Origin of the sequence: Pontibacter sp. BAB1700 (genome assembly GCF_000277005.1) — a bacterium.
Taxonomy (GTDB): Bacteria; Bacteroidota; Bacteroidia; order Cytophagales; family Hymenobacteraceae; genus Pontibacter; species Pontibacter lucknowensis.
In genome coordinates, this window is sequence record NZ_AKIS01000026.1 from 20,824 (window position 1) to 36,924 (window position 16,101).

18 protein-coding genes are annotated in these 16,101 nt (G+C 50.9%); 9 read left to right on the forward strand and 9 right to left on the reverse strand.

Annotated elements, in window-relative coordinates:
* The first annotated feature begins 74 nt into the window (after nucleotides 1–74).
* Nucleotides 75–812, forward strand: a complete 738-nt coding sequence (locus O71_RS03835) for a LytTR family DNA-binding domain-containing protein (protein WP_007653402.1) — start codon at nucleotides 75–77, stop codon at nucleotides 810–812.
* Nucleotides 813–1,083: 271 nt separating this feature from the next.
* Entirely contained in the window at nucleotides 1,084–2,118 is a 1,035-nt protein-coding gene (locus O71_RS03840; protein WP_007653403.1) for a hypothetical protein, read from the forward strand.
* A gap of 32 nt (nucleotides 2,119–2,150) precedes the next feature.
* On the opposite strand, the gene O71_RS03845 is transcribed toward O71_RS03840, so the two are convergent.
* Nucleotides 2,151–2,426, reverse strand: a complete 276-nt coding sequence (locus tag O71_RS03845; protein WP_007653404.1) for a cupin domain-containing protein — start codon at nucleotides 2,424–2,426, stop codon at nucleotides 2,151–2,153.
* Between the two features lie 209 nt (nucleotides 2,427–2,635).
* Between O71_RS03845 and O71_RS03850 the strand changes: the two genes are divergently transcribed.
* Nucleotides 2,636–3,019 carry a hypothetical protein gene (locus O71_RS03850; protein WP_007653405.1) on the forward strand — a complete coding sequence of 128 codons (384 nt, stop codon included), beginning with the start codon at nucleotides 2,636–2,638 and terminating at the stop codon, nucleotides 3,017–3,019.
* Nucleotides 3,020–3,205: 186 nt separating this feature from the next.
* Nucleotides 3,206–3,742 (forward strand): ferritin, encoded by a 537-nt coding sequence (locus O71_RS03855; protein ID WP_007653409.1) that lies wholly within the window; start codon nucleotides 3,206–3,208, stop codon nucleotides 3,740–3,742.
* 143 nt (nucleotides 3,743–3,885) lie between these two features.
* Here O71_RS03855 and O71_RS03860 read toward each other — a convergent pair whose 3' ends face one another.
* Both O71_RS03860 and O71_RS03865 read right to left on the reverse strand, forming a co-directional pair.
* Complete coding sequence (locus O71_RS03860) at nucleotides 3,886–4,170, reverse strand: ferredoxin (protein ID WP_007653412.1); 285 nt, start codon at nucleotides 4,168–4,170, stop codon at nucleotides 3,886–3,888.
* A gap of 79 nt (nucleotides 4,171–4,249) precedes the next feature.
* Nucleotides 4,250–4,552 carry a hypothetical protein gene (locus O71_RS03865; RefSeq protein WP_007653413.1) on the reverse strand — a complete coding sequence of 101 codons (303 nt, stop codon included), beginning with the start codon at nucleotides 4,550–4,552 and terminating at the stop codon, nucleotides 4,250–4,252.
* A 395-nt stretch (nucleotides 4,553–4,947) separates the two neighbouring features.
* Between O71_RS03865 and O71_RS03870 the strand changes: the two genes are divergently transcribed.
* Nucleotides 4,948–7,419 (forward strand): prolyl oligopeptidase family serine peptidase, encoded by a 2,472-nt coding sequence (locus tag O71_RS03870; RefSeq protein ID WP_007653415.1) that lies wholly within the window; start codon nucleotides 4,948–4,950, stop codon nucleotides 7,417–7,419.
* 80 nt (nucleotides 7,420–7,499) lie between these two features.
* On the opposite strand, the gene O71_RS03875 is transcribed toward O71_RS03870, so the two are convergent.
* Complete coding sequence (locus tag O71_RS03875; protein ID WP_007653417.1) at nucleotides 7,500–8,267, reverse strand: peptidylprolyl isomerase; 768 nt, start codon at nucleotides 8,265–8,267, stop codon at nucleotides 7,500–7,502.
* Nucleotides 8,268–8,686: 419 nt separating this feature from the next.
* Between O71_RS03875 and O71_RS03880 the strand changes: the two genes are divergently transcribed.
* Nucleotides 8,687–9,523, forward strand: a complete 837-nt coding sequence (locus O71_RS03880) for a S8 family serine peptidase (protein WP_255345338.1) — start codon at nucleotides 8,687–8,689, stop codon at nucleotides 9,521–9,523.
* On the forward strand, nucleotides 9,520–9,918 hold the full coding sequence (locus tag O71_RS26290) for a S8 family serine peptidase (protein ID WP_255345339.1): 399 nt from the start codon (nucleotides 9,520–9,522) through the stop codon (nucleotides 9,916–9,918). The genes O71_RS03880 and O71_RS26290 overlap by 4 nt, the downstream gene beginning before the upstream one ends.
* A 55-nt stretch (nucleotides 9,919–9,973) precedes the next feature.
* On the opposite strand, the gene O71_RS03885 is transcribed toward O71_RS26290, so the two are convergent.
* On the reverse strand, nucleotides 9,974–10,477 hold the full coding sequence (locus tag O71_RS03885; RefSeq protein WP_007653419.1) for a GNAT family N-acetyltransferase: 504 nt from the start codon (nucleotides 10,475–10,477) through the stop codon (nucleotides 9,974–9,976).
* A 126-nt stretch (nucleotides 10,478–10,603) separates the two neighbouring features.
* Between O71_RS03885 and O71_RS03890 the strand changes: the two genes are divergently transcribed.
* Nucleotides 10,604–11,602, forward strand: coding sequence for a zinc-binding dehydrogenase (locus O71_RS03890; protein WP_007653421.1), 999 nt, complete (start codon nucleotides 10,604–10,606; stop codon nucleotides 11,600–11,602).
* 215 nt (nucleotides 11,603–11,817) lie between these two features.
* Here O71_RS03890 and O71_RS03895 read toward each other — a convergent pair whose 3' ends face one another.
* Nucleotides 11,818–14,016 (reverse strand): oligopeptidase B, encoded by a 2,199-nt coding sequence (locus O71_RS03895; protein WP_007653423.1) that lies wholly within the window; start codon nucleotides 14,014–14,016, stop codon nucleotides 11,818–11,820.
* A gap of 126 nt (nucleotides 14,017–14,142) precedes the next feature.
* Between O71_RS03895 and O71_RS03900 the strand changes: the two genes are divergently transcribed.
* Nucleotides 14,143–14,394 carry an acyl-CoA-binding protein gene (locus O71_RS03900; RefSeq protein ID WP_007653425.1) on the forward strand — a complete coding sequence of 84 codons (252 nt, stop codon included), beginning with the start codon at nucleotides 14,143–14,145 and terminating at the stop codon, nucleotides 14,392–14,394.
* 49 nt (nucleotides 14,395–14,443) lie between these two features.
* Here O71_RS03900 and O71_RS03905 read toward each other — a convergent pair whose 3' ends face one another.
* The 3 genes from O71_RS03905 to O71_RS03915 all read right to left on the reverse strand — a co-directional run bounded on the left by O71_RS03905 (nucleotide 14,444) and on the right by O71_RS03915 (nucleotide 16,068).
* Entirely contained in the window at nucleotides 14,444–14,866 is a 423-nt protein-coding gene (locus tag O71_RS03905) for a DUF2007 domain-containing protein (RefSeq protein ID WP_007653427.1), read from the reverse strand.
* A 31-nt stretch (nucleotides 14,867–14,897) separates the two neighbouring features.
* Nucleotides 14,898–15,122, reverse strand: coding sequence for a CDGSH iron-sulfur domain-containing protein (locus O71_RS03910; protein WP_007653429.1), 225 nt, complete (start codon nucleotides 15,120–15,122; stop codon nucleotides 14,898–14,900).
* A 142-nt stretch (nucleotides 15,123–15,264) separates the two neighbouring features.
* Nucleotides 15,265–16,068 (reverse strand): hypothetical protein, encoded by an 804-nt coding sequence (locus tag O71_RS03915; RefSeq protein WP_040573581.1) that lies wholly within the window; start codon nucleotides 16,066–16,068, stop codon nucleotides 15,265–15,267.
* Nucleotides 16,069–16,101: the final 33 nt, after the last annotated feature.

Sequence of the window (16,101 nt, forward strand, 5' to 3'; positions counted from 1 at the left end):
CGTATACAGCTTAATACAGTAAGGAAAAATCAAAGGCCCACGACAACTTATCTTGTGCCATACCTGAATAGAACATGAAACTACGCTGCCTGATAGTAGACGACGAGCCCCTGGCGCTGGATGTGCTGGAGACCTTTGTAGAACGCCTCGATAACCTGGAGCTGGTTTGCCGCTGCAGCAATGCCGTGGAGGCCTATAATTGCCTGCAGAATGAGCACATCGACCTGATGTTCCTCGACATCCAGATGCCTAAGCTCACAGGTATAGATTTTCTCAAGTCGCTGCCCAATCCTCCTAAGGTGATCTTTACCACCGCCTACCGCGACTACGCCCTCGACAGCTATGAGCTCAACGCTGTGGACTACCTGCTCAAGCCCATCGCCTTCGACCGCTTCCTCAAAGCCGTGGCCAAGGTGACACCCGCTGAGCCTAAAGGTATAGCTACCCCGATTTCAGGTATAGCACAAACCGAACCGGACTACAAGGAAGCCTTCATCTACCTGAAAGCTGACAAAAAAATGGTGAAGGTGATGCTGGCCGATATTCTTTACATCGAGAGCCTGAAAGACTACATCCGGGTGAAGACCGACACAAAAGAGATCATCTCTTACCAGAAGATCTCGTTCCTGGAGGAGAAGCTACCCACCGACAAGTTCCTGCGCATCCATCGTTCCTTCATCATCTCCCTAGATAAGGTACAGGCCTTCTCCGCCACTACCGTGGAGGTAGGCAAAGCCGAAATACCGATCGGACGCCTCTACAAAAACGAAGTGCTGCAAGTGCTCGGGCAAAACAACCTGCTGGAGAGTTAGAGAGTTTGGGAGTTAGAAAGTTGAGGAGTTTGAGGGTTTAGGAGTTTAGGAACTCTCGTTGTAGGTATAAGCTTTGAAGCGGCGGAATGTCATATACTTCATTTTACTGCCTGTGTTGAAAAGGCCAGGTATAGCGAAAGTGGCATAACTTCTATACCTTAACCCGCAGCATAATCTTTGCCTTTCCCGTAAAGGCTCATCAGAGAATATATTCTCTAACGCTAATTTCCTGAACTCTTAAACTCCCAAACTCTCTAACTCCTAAACTCTCTTGAACTCCATCTCCAAAAAGAAGCTGTTTTACCCGATTGCTGCTTGTCTGCGCCACTACCTGCATGAGTATGACCGGGAAACGAAACTTCCGGTGCGTTACGAAGATCTGATCCACTATACCGACTCTTTCCCTTACTATGACAAGAAGGGCCACGACACGCTTTGGGAGACGATCATGTTTGACCAGCAGGAGCAGGCGGAGTTGAGTAAGGGGCTCACGCAGATCTATGCCCTGCTCAAAACTGATGGCGATATGTCAGTAATGGAGCACCTGTACGTGTCCCGGGTCGACTACTGCACCTTTGGCAACTCCAACCCCTTCCGGGTGCAGATCATGAACCAGCTCAATGACAACTACGACTACTTTTATGTGAAGCGGGCCGATGCCTCCCGTATTTACGGGCTGGAGCTAGAGTACATCCTGTCGCCGAACCGCATCAACTACCTTGTGGATGGCGATACACTGATCGAGGAGCATATTGCAGGCATACCGGGCGACCTCTTTATAAAGGAGTACCTGAACAGAAAGGGCACAAACAAGGTGCGGATTGCCAAGGAGTTTGTGAAGTTTAACGAACGATGCTTCGTGCGACTGCTCGGCGATATGCGCTCCTATAATTATGTAGTGGATATCACACCTGACTTTGAGGATGAGCAGTACCGTGTGCGTCCCATCGACTTTGACCAGCAATCCTATGAAGGGCGCAAGTCGATGTACCTGCCGCAGTTCTTTAAAGACAATAACGTGATCGTGGACCTGGTACTCACGCTGCTGAAACCGGATGTGATCAAGCAGTACCAGAACGAGGAGCGCACACTTATTTTCCGGCGCCTGCGCACAGCCCGCTACCGCCTCAAAGACCTGATCGACTGTATGCGCGGCGATACCATTTCCACACCTGAAAAGATAGAGCAGCTGAAGCAGGAACTCGCCCAGCACCACAAGTCAGATGAGTTTCTTAAATGCGAGGGTATGGGTGACCTGGTGCGGCTCAACCTCAAAACTATCATGAAGAAGGCGAAGATCAGGTAAAGCCTATACCTGATCTTCGCTAATACCTAAAATTAAAGCCGCTCCAGATTGGTACGTGTGCGCTCGCTGTCGGTCAGGTTGCCGGTATTGACAGTGGAGGCGGGCTCAAAGAGCAGCACTTCTGCTTCGTCATGCGCTACTGGCCGGTGCTCTACGCCACGGGGCACGATCAGAAACTCACCAGGCCGCACTGTAACCGTCCTGTCCCGGAACTCCATATCGAAACTGCCTTTCACGACCAGGAACAGCTCGTCTTCGTGCTCGTGGTGGTGCCAGTCAAAAGCGCCCTTGAACTTGGCCAGCTTCACCTGCTGCCCGTTCAGCTCCCCGGCAATGCGCGGATTCCAATGGTCGGGTATCAGGCGAACTTCTCTGCCAGGTTTACTTTTTCAATTTTCTGGTTCATGCTATACCTGTTTTAGATAGAGGTGATGAATATCATTTAAATTTATTTGGACTGATTCTAAATAGGGCTTACCTTTGTGTCATTCAAAATAAGACAACAAGCGCCACTACCATGATAGCAGCTACAGCAAAGCCCGGGGAGATGATGACAGCAGCCACTGAAATGGTCGAGATCTATGCAAACGAAGCCGGAGCGGTATTCCAGTGCGATCGCAGAAACCGCCTGATGCTGTACTTCGCCGGTGCGCTAAACGTGCTCAAGGTAGACACTTTTCTGCGTTTGAAGCAAGCTGTTGCCAGCATTGACCTGGAGCAGATGGCCGCTAACCCTTCACGCTCCTCTGATTACGAGATCGTGGCTGTGTGCGGCTGTGAGCGCTGCTTTATCCTGTCGCTGACGGAGCTGTACGCCCTGCGCGATCTGCTGGAAGGAGCCAAGTTTAGCCTGGAGCTGAACCGCATGCTGCACGAGTGCCTGACGCCGCTCGAAGCCTAGCATCACAACACGAGCTATACCAGTAAGCACAGCCCCAAGCTGTGCTTTTTTTATTTAGACTTCTTCCATATTTCATTCCGTACACCCATTTTCAGAACATTATACTTACCTTAATGGTAGAAATAAAGGACGCATGCTCTGCATGGAGCGTGCCCTGGATTTAGAACGAAAAACATCCCTATACCTATGAAGGATTTACTAAGGCTAAGAACTTCGCTGACCGAAGAAATAGAGAGAATACTCAACGAACAGATCAAAATGGAGGCTGAGGCTTCGTCTATGTACCTGGCCATGTCGGCCTGGTGCGACCGCAACGGCTTCGACTTCAGTGCTGGCTATTTCAAGAAGCAGTCTGACGAGGAGCGTGAGCACATGCTGCGACTTTTCAAGTATGTGTCTGATATGGGGGGCCGTGCCGTTTCCCCGGACATTTCCGGCATTCAGATCGAATTCGATTCTTTCAGAAGCGTGTTTGAGCAGGCCCTGCAGCAGGAGATCGCCGTGACGCAGTCGTTCAACCGCATGGCCGACAAGTGCATGAAGTCAAAGGACTTTGTGACTTTCACGTTCCTGCAATGGTTCCTGAAAGAGCAGATCGAGGAAGAGTATGTGGCCCGTCGTGCGCTCGAGCTATTCGATGTGATAGGCGAGGAGGGAACAGGCCAGTACGAGATCGACAAGCGTGTGCCCAAGATCACGTACGAAGACACTTACGAGGATTAATTAACCCCACTATAAAAAGGAAAAGCCTTTGGATTCGCTCCAAAGGCTTTTTTTGTTTGTGTGCCCTATACCTTAGCAGTCAGTACAAGATATAAGTTTAAGTAGCTATACCTGTTGCAAAGGGCTTTTGGCAGTAGAGTCCCTTATGCCTCCTTGTCTGATTTTAAAATATGCTCCTTGAACGTTTGAGTAGCTTGTTCTTCGGTGGTATGGTGCAGCCACACATTATCCGGTTGAAAGCTCATAACAGGGGCAAAGTCGCAGCGGTCGGTGCATTCAGTCTTTACCACTTCTACCTGGCCTTTAAGTCCCATCTCTTTAATCATGTTGCGCAGCGTCTTGCCAATATCTTTGCCACCCTTTTTCTTGCATTTACTACCCGTGCAGACGTAAATCACTTTGTCTGGTACGTTGAATCCTTTGCTCATGTATACGTGTGAATTGTATTCTTCTTAAAGAGGAATAGCTGTGAAATAGTTCATGTACGTGAAGCTGTATACCTTCCGTTCATTTTTGTTGGCAGGCTGTAAGCCACTCGCGTGCCTCCTCGATATCCCCAAATATACGCATCTCAAACCGGCCTTGCACCCGACTTAACATATTCGACGAAGAGGCGGCTGCAAAAGCATCTTCATTCGCTACGTGCGCATAGTACTGCAGGCCGGCTTCTGCGGCGGCAGGTATCCACACGTCCTCAATCCATTCTACAGAGTCATCCCAGCGCCCCACCAGGTGACGGTTATCATTCAGTCCGCAGCCGGCGCTGTGCTGCTTTATAGCTTCCAGTACGGCAAGGCTACCCTGCTTCACGTTTTCAGGGTTACGTAGCCGATCCAATCATTGTAGACCCACTTGTTTTGCTCATCGTAATGGATGGTCAGATAAGTCTTGCCTGTAGAAGATTTAAGCTCCTGTAATTTCATGGGTAGATAGCTTTGTCCAGGTATAGCCAGATGCAATATAACCAAAACAACTCAAGGAGTAGCTTTCCTGAAGTTCGAAATCGGGAAACTATACAGGACGGCTGCTTTTTTTCATACGGGAGTACTTCATGCTATGATATGGGAGAAGGGAAAGTATGCGCCTGAGGGTGAGCAAAAAAAGAATCAAACAGTAGTGTTTCTCTGATAACAGTAGTAAGTTAAACCTTCGGATACGCTTATCGTCTAATCGCACATCTAACCTATCTTAACCTTAAAAGAATCATGCACATCAAGACTCTGAGAACCTCGAAGCGACTGGCTGCTTCGTTGTTGAGCCTGTTGCTATTAGCAGGCTCCCCGGCTCCTGTCGCTTTGGCGCAGGGCGGCAACCAAGCCACCACCGGCTATCAGCGACCACCTGAGGCCATCGCCTCTATCATCGACGCGCCATCCACGCCGGGTGTGAGTATCAACTCAAAAGGCGATTGGATGCTGCTGCTCGAGCGGGCCGGTTACCCTAGTATTGAAGAACTGGCACAGCCCGAAAGCCGTCTGGCTGGTCTGCGCATCAACCCCGCCACAAACGGCCAGAGCCGCGCCTCGTTCATCAACAACATCAAGCTGAAGCAGGTGAATGGCGGGCAGGAGTTCGAGGTAAGCGGGATTCCGCAGAACGCTCAGATCTCATATGTGACCTGGTCGCCCGACGAAAAGCAGATCGCCTTCACCATCACCAAGGCCAACGGCATAGAGCTGTGGGTGGCAGGTATAGCCGACCGGCAGGCGCGCAAACTGACTGAAGCTACGCTGAACGATGCGTATAGCGGCCGTCCTTTTTCGTGGATGCCGGATAGCAAAAGCCTGCTCGTGAAGTTTGTGGACGAGAAACGCGGCGAAATGCCAAAAGCCAACCTGGTGCCGACCGGTCCTAACATTCAGGAGAACATTGGCAAAGCAAATCCTTCGCGTACCTATCAGGATTTGCTCAAGAACAAGTACGACGAGCAGCTGTTCGACTACTACATGCAAACCCAGCTCAAGCTGGTGAGTCTGGATGGTAAGCAGCAAAACGTGGGACAGGCAGGCATCATCAAGAGCGCCGATGTGTCGCCGGACGGACAGTACCTGCTCGTGGAAACGATTCAGAAACCTTACTCATACCTGGTGCCGCATTACTATTTCCCTTACAATGTAGAGGTATGGGGCCGTGACGGCAAAGTGGTGAAGCAACTGGCGCAACTGCCACTAGCCGAAGATATTCCGATCGGTTTTGACAACGTAGCCAAAGGCCCGCGCAGCTACAACTGGCGCCCAGACAAGCCTGCCACCTTATACTGGGTAGAAGCGCAGGACGGCGGAGATGCCAGCAAAGAAGTGGCCGAGCGAGATATCGTGTTTATGCTCGATGCTCCTTTTGCTGGAAAGCCTGCTAAGCTGGCTGGCACCAAATACCGCTATCGTGGCGTGCAGTGGGGCAACAATGACCTGGCCCTGGTGAACGAGCGTCTGTGGAAGACCCGCACCGAGCGTGTCGTGCGTGTGAACCCCGCTAAGCCTTCGCAGGCTGGCACGGTAATGATCGAGCGCTCTTACGAGGATGGCTACAGCGACCCGGGCAGCCCGGTTTATACCAAGAACCAGTATGGTCGCAGTGTGCTGTTGACCGACAAGAAAGGCGACAACATCTACATGATCAGTGAAGGTGGGTCGCCGGAAGGCAACCGTCCATTCCTGAGCGAATTCAACCTGAAGTCGAAGAAGGCCAAGATCCTGTTCCGCTCTGAGGCGCCTTACTACGAGCGTCCGGTGGACATCATCGATCTGAACAGCAAGCGCATCATCACCCGCCGCGAGTCGGAGCAGGAAGTGCCCAACTACTTTGTGCGCGACCTGAACAAGAAGCGCATGACGCAGGTGACGAAGTTCCCGCACCCGTATCCGCAGCTGGAAGGTGTGCAGAAAGAATTGCTGCAGTACGAGCGGAACGACGGCGTGAAGCTGACGGCTGTGCTATACCTGCCGAAGGATTACAAGAAGGGAAGCGGCCCACTGCCGATGCTGATGTGGGCTTACCCGCGTGAGTTCAAGAACGCAGCGGCTGCCGGGCAGGTAAAGAGCTCTCCTTACGAGTTTACCCGCATCAGTTCCGGTTCACCGCTGTTCTGGGTGACGCAAGGCTATGCCGTACTCGACCGCACCGACTTCCCGATTGTGGGCGAGGGAGATGCCCAGCCAAATGACACCTATGTAGAGCAGCTGGTTGCCAGCGCGAAGGCCGCTATCGATAAAACAGTGAGCATGGGCGTGGCCGATCCGAAGCGCATTGCCGTGGGCGGTCACTCGTACGGTGCTTTCATGACAGGCAACCTGCTGGCCCACTCTGATCTGTTTGCCGCAGGTATAGCCCGAAGCGGCGCTTACAACCGTACCCTGACGCCATTTGGTTTCCAGCAGGAGGAGCGTACTTACTGGCAGGCCCCGGAGGTATACAACCGCATGTCTCCTTTCTCTGCCGCGCACAAAGTGAAAACACCGATCCTGCTCATCCACGGTGAGGCAGACAACAACTCTGGTACCTTCCCGATCCAGAGTGAGCGTTTCTACAATGCGCTGAAAGGGCATGGAGCCACGACCCGTCTGGTGTTCCTGCCGCACGAAAGCCACGGATACGCCGCCCGTGAATCTATCCTGCACATGCTGTGGGAAATGGATATCTGGCTGAACACCTACGTGAAGAACCGTCAGGTGCAATAAGTTATAGGCATACCTATAAACAGAACGCCCCGGCCAGCTACAGGTCGGGGCGTTCTGTTTATACTTTGTTCAGGTGTTGCCTATTGCTCGATTGTCCTGATCTTGTGTGGCACAATGGTAAGCGGCCATTTTTGTCCGTCTACCGGCTCTTCGGCTATTTTGTCAATCACATCCATACCCTCTATCACTTCTCCGAACACCGTATACTCCTGGTCCAGCGCCGGCTCACCGCCGATGGTGGTATAGAGCTCGATCTGCTGCGGTGTATACTTTATATTATGCTGCGCTTCATAAGCCCGTAATTCCTGTAACGTTCTGGGCTCACCTAGTGTGATGTAGAAGTTATGAGAAGATGACTCCTTCTCCGGATTACGTTCGTCGCCGTAACGTGCCATGGCTAAGGCGCCACGCTTGTGGATGTAGTTCGGGTTGAACTCCTGTGGAATCTTGTAGGCGCCCTGCTTCATGGTGCGGTTATCGGAGTCGCCACCCTGTACGGCAAAGCCTTTTACGACACGGTAGAACTCTCCCTGGTCATAGAAGCCCGCTTTGGTGAGACGCACAAAGTTGGCGCGGTGCAGTGGCGTCTCAGGGTATAGGCGCAACTTAATATCGCCGTGGCGGGTGCTGATGAGAATCAGGCTGTCAGGATGCTCTTTTTCATAAGCTGTCAGTACCTCCACTACATTTTCAGATGTGAGCGGTTCGAGCTTCGATTCTGTGGTGGTTTCACGTTCCTCAGCAGTAGCCTGCTCTTCTGTTTTGGGCTGGCAAGCTGCCATTCCCAAAAAAAGTGCGATCACCCACAGGAGAGGTGAAGAGATGAATGCTTTTTTTGAGTATTTCATAAGGGATAGGGTTAGTGCTTCTGTTAATATAGCAAAACGCTATTATAAAGTGCAAATAAAATTGTACTGTATTGTTGTTAAAAATCTATTAAAATTAAACTTTTTAAAGATAGTGCTTTGTGAATGTAAACCTTGTGTTTAGAGTTTCGTATAAAGCCGCCCCCAAGAATAGCGAATAGCTTATATCTGTTGAAAAGCGTTCAAATTGCTGTTTATACAAGAAATTACCGCCTGATTTCAGTGCAATTTGGATGTTATAACAACGTGCAGCCTGGAGATAGTGTCAAGTGCATTTTAGGAAAAAACATTAAAAAAAATTATACTTTTATTTGGATATAAAAAATCCTATTTAATAGTTTGGCTTTCACTATCCTTATAATAAACCTTAAAACTTTAACTAACCTAACTATTTTACACGTATGAAAAACACCTTACGCGTTAAGAACGTACTGCGTTCTGTACTATTTGGGGCAGCTCTCTCTACTGCCGCAGTTTCATTCACTTCTTGCGACTCTGAGGCTCCTGAAGCCACCGAAGTAGCAGAGAACTTACAGACCTCTACCCAGAATGGAGCTATTATCAAGGGGCAGTACATTGTTGTATTTAAGAAAGATGCCAACCTGCGCCTGGATGGTACTGCTACCTATGCTGAGCGTGTAGGCGCGGTGCGCGAAATGGGCCAGGAGCTGCTTGCTTCCAATGGTATTGCCAACGCAACCATTGAGCAGGCTTACGGCCAGGCGATCCTGGGTATGGCTGCAAGACTAACCGATGACCAGGCGGATGCGCTTCGCCGCGATAGCCGTGTGGCTTACATCGAGCCAGACAGAATTGTAATGCTGGCACCCCCTTCAGGTAAGGGACCAGGTGGCGGCGGTGGCTCTACAGGCCAGACTGTACCATACGGTATTGCACGTGTAGGCTATGGTGATGCTACTGGCAAAACTGCTTGGGTAATTGACTCTGGTATTGACTTAGACCACCCAGACCTGAACGTAGATGTTAACCGCAGCAGAACGTTCTTTACTTCCGGTAAGGATGCAAACTCAGCTGACGATGGCAACGGTCACGGAACACACGTAGCTGGTACTATTGCCGCTCTTGATAACTCCATTGGTGTGATCGGTGTAGCGCATGGCGCCACTGTTGTTGCTGTAAAAGTACTTGACTCACGTGGTAGCGGTTCTTACTCTGGCGTAATTGGCGGTGTTGACTACGTGGCTTCAGCTGCTCAGTCTGGCGACGTAGCAACATGAGCTTGGGCGGCCCGGTTTCTCAGGCGCTTGATGATGCAGTAGTTGCTGCGGCTAGCAAAGGTATCAAGTTTGCGCTTGCTGCCGGTAACGAGTCTACGCACGCCAGCAACTCGTCTCCAGCCCGTGCTAACCATGCCAACATCTACACGGTTTCTGCCATGAACTCTTCTGATTCATGGGCGAGCTTCTCTAACTATGGCAACCCGCCAGTGGACGTATGCGCACCTGGTGTGAGCATCAACTCTACCTGGATGAACGGTGGCTATAACACGATCAGCGGTACGTCTATGGCTTCTCCGCACGTAGCAGGTCTTTTGTTGCACGGTCCACTTAAAACTAGTGGCACTGTGAAGAATGACCCAGACGGAAATCCAGATCCAATTGCCATTAAATAATCCGACTGTTAATTAAGGTGAATTGAAACGGGCAGCTGTAAGGCTGCCCGTTTTTTTATGTCAGTTGTTTGCGCATCACATAATCATTCATCCAGTAAGGGCCGATCGGAATGTCTTCTTCGAGGTGCACCTGGTAGCCGCAACGCTCATAAAAAGCTTTTGCTTTGTTGTATTTGTTCACATTCAGGTCCAGGTAGCGGGCGCCGGCTTTCTCGACACGCTCTTCTACTGCATCAAGCAACTGCTTGCCTAGTCCCTCACCCTGCCGTGCTGGGAGTAGGTATATCTTGTTGAGCTTGTAAACCGGTCCATCGGGCTCCTTAAGGGAATAAGCCGCAAAGCCTATGGGTTGAGCACCGTCGTACAGTATAATAAAGGTCTGGTTCTCCTCCATTTGTCGCTTGAGGGCTTCATGGGTATAGATTACTTGGAACATGTAGTCAATCTGCTGCCGCGAAAGTATAGACCGGTAAGTAGGCTCCCAGATGGCTTCGGCTAAACGGTGAATGGTGGGTATGTCGACTGTGGTTGCTTCCCGTATGCTAAACTTGCTTTTCATGCGCTGTGATGTTGCTGTATGGACAACGAAGATAGCGCTCCCGTATAAAAAGCCAATGCCTGCTCCGGTAGGTTTTCAGCTTAAAGCAGAAGTTTTAACTTTGTACATACCCTTAAACCAAATACTATGAGAGCCATCTACCTCGAAGCTATCAACAGCCCATTTGTGCTGATAGAGAAAGAAACACCCACTGCCGGTCCCGGTGAAGCCATCGTGCAGGTGAAAGCCGCCGCCCTGAACCACCGCGACGTCTGGATACAGTATGGCCGTTATTTCACCAAAGATTACCCAGCCATCTTAGGATCGGACGGTGCCGGTATCGTGACGGAAGTAGGGGAGGGTGTGGACCAAAGCTGGATAGGGCAGGAGGTTGTGATCGATCCTTCAACAGACTGGGGCGATAATCCGCATGCGCATGGTAGAGATTACAAAGTGCTGGGTATGCCGCAGGACGGAACTTTTGCCGAGTACGTGAAAGTAAAAGCTTCTAACCTGCACCGCAAGCCAGCACATCTGAGTTTTGAGGAAGCGGCAGCGCTGCCACTGGCAGGTGTGACGGCCTATCGTGCTATGTTTACCAAGTGCGGACTCAAAGCCAGTGAGCGGGTGCTGATCACGGGTGCTGGTGGCGGGGTGGCGCTGTTTGCGGTGCAGTTTGCCGTAGCGGCAGGCGCAGAGGTATGGGTGACATCCGGATCAGACGAGAAAATCGAAAAGGCCAAGGAGCTGGGTGCGACTGGCGGCATCAATTATAAAAAAGAGAATTGGGGCAAGGAGCTAAAGGCCGAAGTAGGCGGATTCGATGTGGGCATTGACGGAGCTGCAGGCGAAGGCTTTGTACAACTTGTGAAGCTGGCCAAGCCAGGCGGCCGCATCGGTATTTACGGCGGCACGACCGGTATGATCGGGCAGATCAACCCGGCTGAAATATTCTGGAAACAACTCGCCATACACGGCAGCACGATGGGCACTAACCAGGACTTCGCTGAAATGATCGCTTTTGTAGAAGAGAAGAAAGTGAAACCAGTTGTGGATATCGTGTTCCCGCTGGAAGAAACCGAACAGGCCATGCGCTACATGGAAGCCGGCAAGCAGTTTGGCAAGATCGTGGTGAAAGTAAGTTAGTTTTTTTCACAATCACCAACCGCACTTCGAGCTGAGTTATACCTGTCTTCTCAACTTTTCTGTCATCCCGACGACAGGAGAGATCTGAATTATATGAACGCCAGAGCATGTTTCAGATTTCTCACTTAGGTTCGAAATGACATCATACAAAACAGAAAGCCCGCTGCAACACCAGTTGCAGCGGGCTTTCTGTTTTTAACTCTCAGCTTCTAGACCTATTCCTCTATCCCAGCCAGTTTCAGGAAGAAAGCGTACTGCAGGGCCGTTTCGCGGTATGGCTGGAAGCGACCGGATGCGCCGCCGTGGCCAGCCTCCATGTTTGTCTGGAGGAGGAGCAGGTTGTCATCTGTCTTCATTTCACGGAGCTTGGCAACCCACTTGGCCGGCTCAAAATACTGAACCTGCGAGTCGTGCAGGCCAGTAGTGACGAGCATGTTCGGGTACTCCTTAGCCTCCACATTGTCATAAGGCGAGTAAGAGAGCATGTAGTCATAGGCATCCTTGTTGGCTGGATTTCCCCATTCGTCAAACTCACCGGTAGTGAGCGGGATGCTGGTGTCGAGCATGGTGGTAACTACATCCACAAACGGTACGGCTGCGTGCACACCTTTGTAGAGATCCGGACGCATGTTCACGACAGCGCCCATCAGCAGACCACCGGCACTACCACCCTGCGCAAACAGCTTATCAGGATTGGTATAGCCTTGTTCGATCAGGTATTCTGACACATCAATGAAGTCTGTGAATGTGTTTTTCTTCTTCATCAGCTTGCCGTCTTCATACCACTGGCGTCCCATTTCCTGACCACCGCGGATGTGCGCAATGGCATACACAAAGCCACGGTCGAGCAGACTGAGGCGCACGGAGCTAAAACCGGGGTTCATGCTGATGCCATAGGAGCCGTAAGCGTACTGCAGGGTTGGGTTATTGCCGTCGAGCTGCAGCCCTTTGCGGTATACCAGCGACACCGGAATTTTGGTGCCGTCTTTGGCAGTGGCGTAAATGCGCTTAGCCTCATAGTTATTCTTGTCAAAATCACCCACCACTTCCTGTTCTTTTAGCAGTGTTTTCTGCTTCGTCTCCATGTTGTAATCAAATGTAGAGCTTGGGGTAGTGAGGGAGCTATAGCCGTAGCGCAGTACCTTGCTGTCGAAGTCGGGGTTGATGCTGATGCCGGCAGTGTAGGCTTCTTCCCCGAAGTCCACATAGTAGTCTGTTTTGGGGTCGTTCCACTTTTTAATGCGCAGTTGGGTCAGGCCATTCTTGCGCTCCTGCAGCACCAGGTAGTCCTTGAAAATCTCGGTGCCTTCCAGGTACGTGTCAGCGCGATGCGGAATCACCTCTGTCCAGTTCTGCTTGGTAGTTTTGCCAACTGGTGTCTTCATCAGTTTAAAGTTGGTGGCGCCATCCTTGTTGGTGCGGATGTAGAAGCTGTCGCCGAAGTGGTCTACGCTGTACTCCAGTCCGCGCTCCCGTGGCTGAATGATCCTGAAGCTTGCAGTTGGGTTGGCAGCGTCCACAAAACGGTACTCCTGCGACAGGGTGCTGCCCGAGCCGATGATGATGTATTTCTCAGATTTGGTTTTATACACAAAAGTGCTGAAGGTCTCGTCGGCTTCGTGGTATACCTCTTTGTCCTGCGAGGTAGGTGTGCCCAGGGTATGGCGGAAGATTTTGAAAGAACGGAGTGCCGGATCTTTCATAGTATAGAACACGGTTTTGTTATCGTTGGCCCATACAGCGCCACCGGTGGTGTTAGGTATACGGTCGGGCAGTATCTCGCCTGTCCGCAGATCTTTGAAGCGGATGGTATACTGGCGGCGACTCACAGTGTCCTCACCAAAAGCCAGCAGGCGATTGTCGGGGCTCACATTCATGCCGGCAGCCGCATAGTAGCTCTTGCCCTCGGCACGCTCGTTCGCGTTAACCATAATCTCCTCTTTGGCATCGAGTGTGCCCTTCTTGCGGGCGTAGATCGGGTACTCTTTGCCAGCCTCGAAGCGGGTATAGTAGAAGTAGCCATTCTTTTTGTATGGTACTGACTCGTCAGTTTGCTTGATGCGCCCCACAATCTCGTTGAAGAGCTTTTCCTGCAACTCCTCCGTGTCGGCCATCACCTGCTTTGTGTAGTCGTTCTCTGCGTTTAGGTAGGCGATCACTTCCGGATTTTCGCGCTCGTTCAGCCAGTAGTAATTGTCGATGCGGGTGTGGCCGTGTGCTGTGAGTTCTTTCGGCTTTTGGGCTGCGACAGGCGGTTGCGGCTGATTGGCGGTTACCGTGCTCTCAGCCGTTTGCTCGGTCGTAGCTGTCTCTGTCGCAGTGCTCTGTTGCGTCGTACTGCAGGCTGTGCCTGCCAGCAGACAGGCCGAAAGCAGAAGGGCCGGAGCTGCTGTGTTGTGCTGTGCTTTTTTCATAGGGTGTATCAGTTGTACAGGTATAAAAATAAGAAAAAATACGACACTATAAATTTAAATTAAAGTTATGCATGCAGCGTATTTTTTTATACCTTGTCAGTACTTAAAACAATCATCTGACATACTATGGCAACACAAGAAGAATTTGAGCAGGCAGTGGCCCAGTCGAAGGAACTCACAGAGCGTCCGTCCAATAATATTCTGCTGCAACTCTACAGCCTGTACAAGCAGGCTACTGAAGGCGATGTGAACACCGAGCGTCCGGGAGGATTTGATTTCAAAAACATAGCGAAATGGGATGCCTGGAAAAGCCTGGAAGGTACCAGCCAGGAGGATGCCCGCGCACAGTACGTGCAGTTGGTGAACAGCCTGAAGTAAGATACTGCTTGCCTAACAGGTATAAAAAAAGCGCCCCATGGGGCGCTTTTTACTTTTCTTTCCAGGTATAGCCGCAGTCGTGGCACCCATAGCGCTTACTGACGAAGGGCAGCGTAATGCCTAGCACCGCACCGAAAAATCCCCTTGCGGAGATATTTTTTGACTCGCATATCGGGCAGGATTCAGTGTCCAGGTATACCTGAGCAGGAGGCGCCAGTTCAATGTTGTCGTCGATGATGTACTCGCTGGTGCCGCGCTCTATCCGGCCCAACAGTTCGAGCGCCTCTTCCACGTCACCTTCCGTCACCTGCAGTTTCACGCCACCCACTGCCAGTGAGTAGAATGGCTGCGCCGCTATAATTTGCTCATCCCCCAAAAAACAGAGGATACCCTCCGCCTCAAGGCGGCCTTTCAGAATGTGGGCTTCAGTGGGTTGGCTGAAGGTGGCAACGGTAATCAGGCGCTCTGCCATGGTATACAGGTGGTGTTAAGTCAGGCTGTGTTTACTGCTTCTTAGGTGGAAGGTCAAAAGCTTCCGCTTCGTGCTCAAAGTGTCCTTTGTGGGAGCCGTCGCAGAATGGTTTGTTCTTAGACATGCCGCAACGGCAGATCGAAACGAGTTCCCGGCCACCGAGTCCGTATACATTGCCGTGCTTGTCCACGATCTCAAACTCACCCTCTACTCTGAGTGAGCCATTGTTGTTCACCGTTATTTTGGTCTTCGCCATTGTCTTGTGTTTAGTACAATAACAAATATAGTTTTTTTGCGGCACAATTGCCAGAGGTTAGGCTCAGGTATGGGCAGGCTTAAAACACCACAGCCCCCGGACGTTAGTGGCCGGGGGCTGTGACTCTGATTACGTTTTAAGCTTAGTTGCTGTACACGTAGTTGAATGTTTGAGACTTACCGTTTGGCAGCGTCACCGTCTGGCTGATCGGCATACCGCTGTCATCATACTTGTAAGAGTAAGAACGTGTGAATGCCTTCTTGCTGTTGTGCACTTCCATAGAAGAGCGCACCAGGTTGTTCGGGCTGCTGGCAGCGCCTGGCTCTGCAAACGCGTGCAGTGGGTTTGGGTTAGAGTCGTAAGAGTTAGTAGTGGTAGCGTATAGCTTGGCTTCTCCAGTACCGTCAATCACAAACTGCTTCTCCTGTGCATAGTTGCCGTTTGGCATTGCCTGATAAGTCGTGAAAGACTTCAGTTTGCCCTTCTCCTCAGTGCCTTCGTAAATTGACTTCTTGCTCAGCTTGTTAGCAGCATCGTAAGAATACGTGGTGTAGTTCTGATACTCCGGCTTGCCACCCACAAAGTAAGTAGCCACCGATTTGCTCAACTCGCCTTTGTCACTGTAAGTGAAATGCTGCTCTGTCAGTACAGTCTGGCTTTTGCCACCGTAGGTTGTGCTCTTGATCAGGCGGCCCTTGTTGTCACGCTCATACTTATCGAAGCTTTCCACTTCACCGGTTTCCTGGTTGTAGTGGTTTACCTGGCTTAGTTGCTTACCTGCTACTTTAAAAGAAGTAACTTCAGCAGAGTCCAGCATCACATGAGATAGTGCACCCTGATCAAAAGTAGGCTGTGCAGACTCTTCGTGATCGTTTTTTTCGCAAGATGATAGTGCTACCACGCCAAATACAAGCATGGCAGGTAAAAAACTGTTTTTCAATTTCATTTGGCTAAAAGTTGAAAAGTGAAAATAAATAAA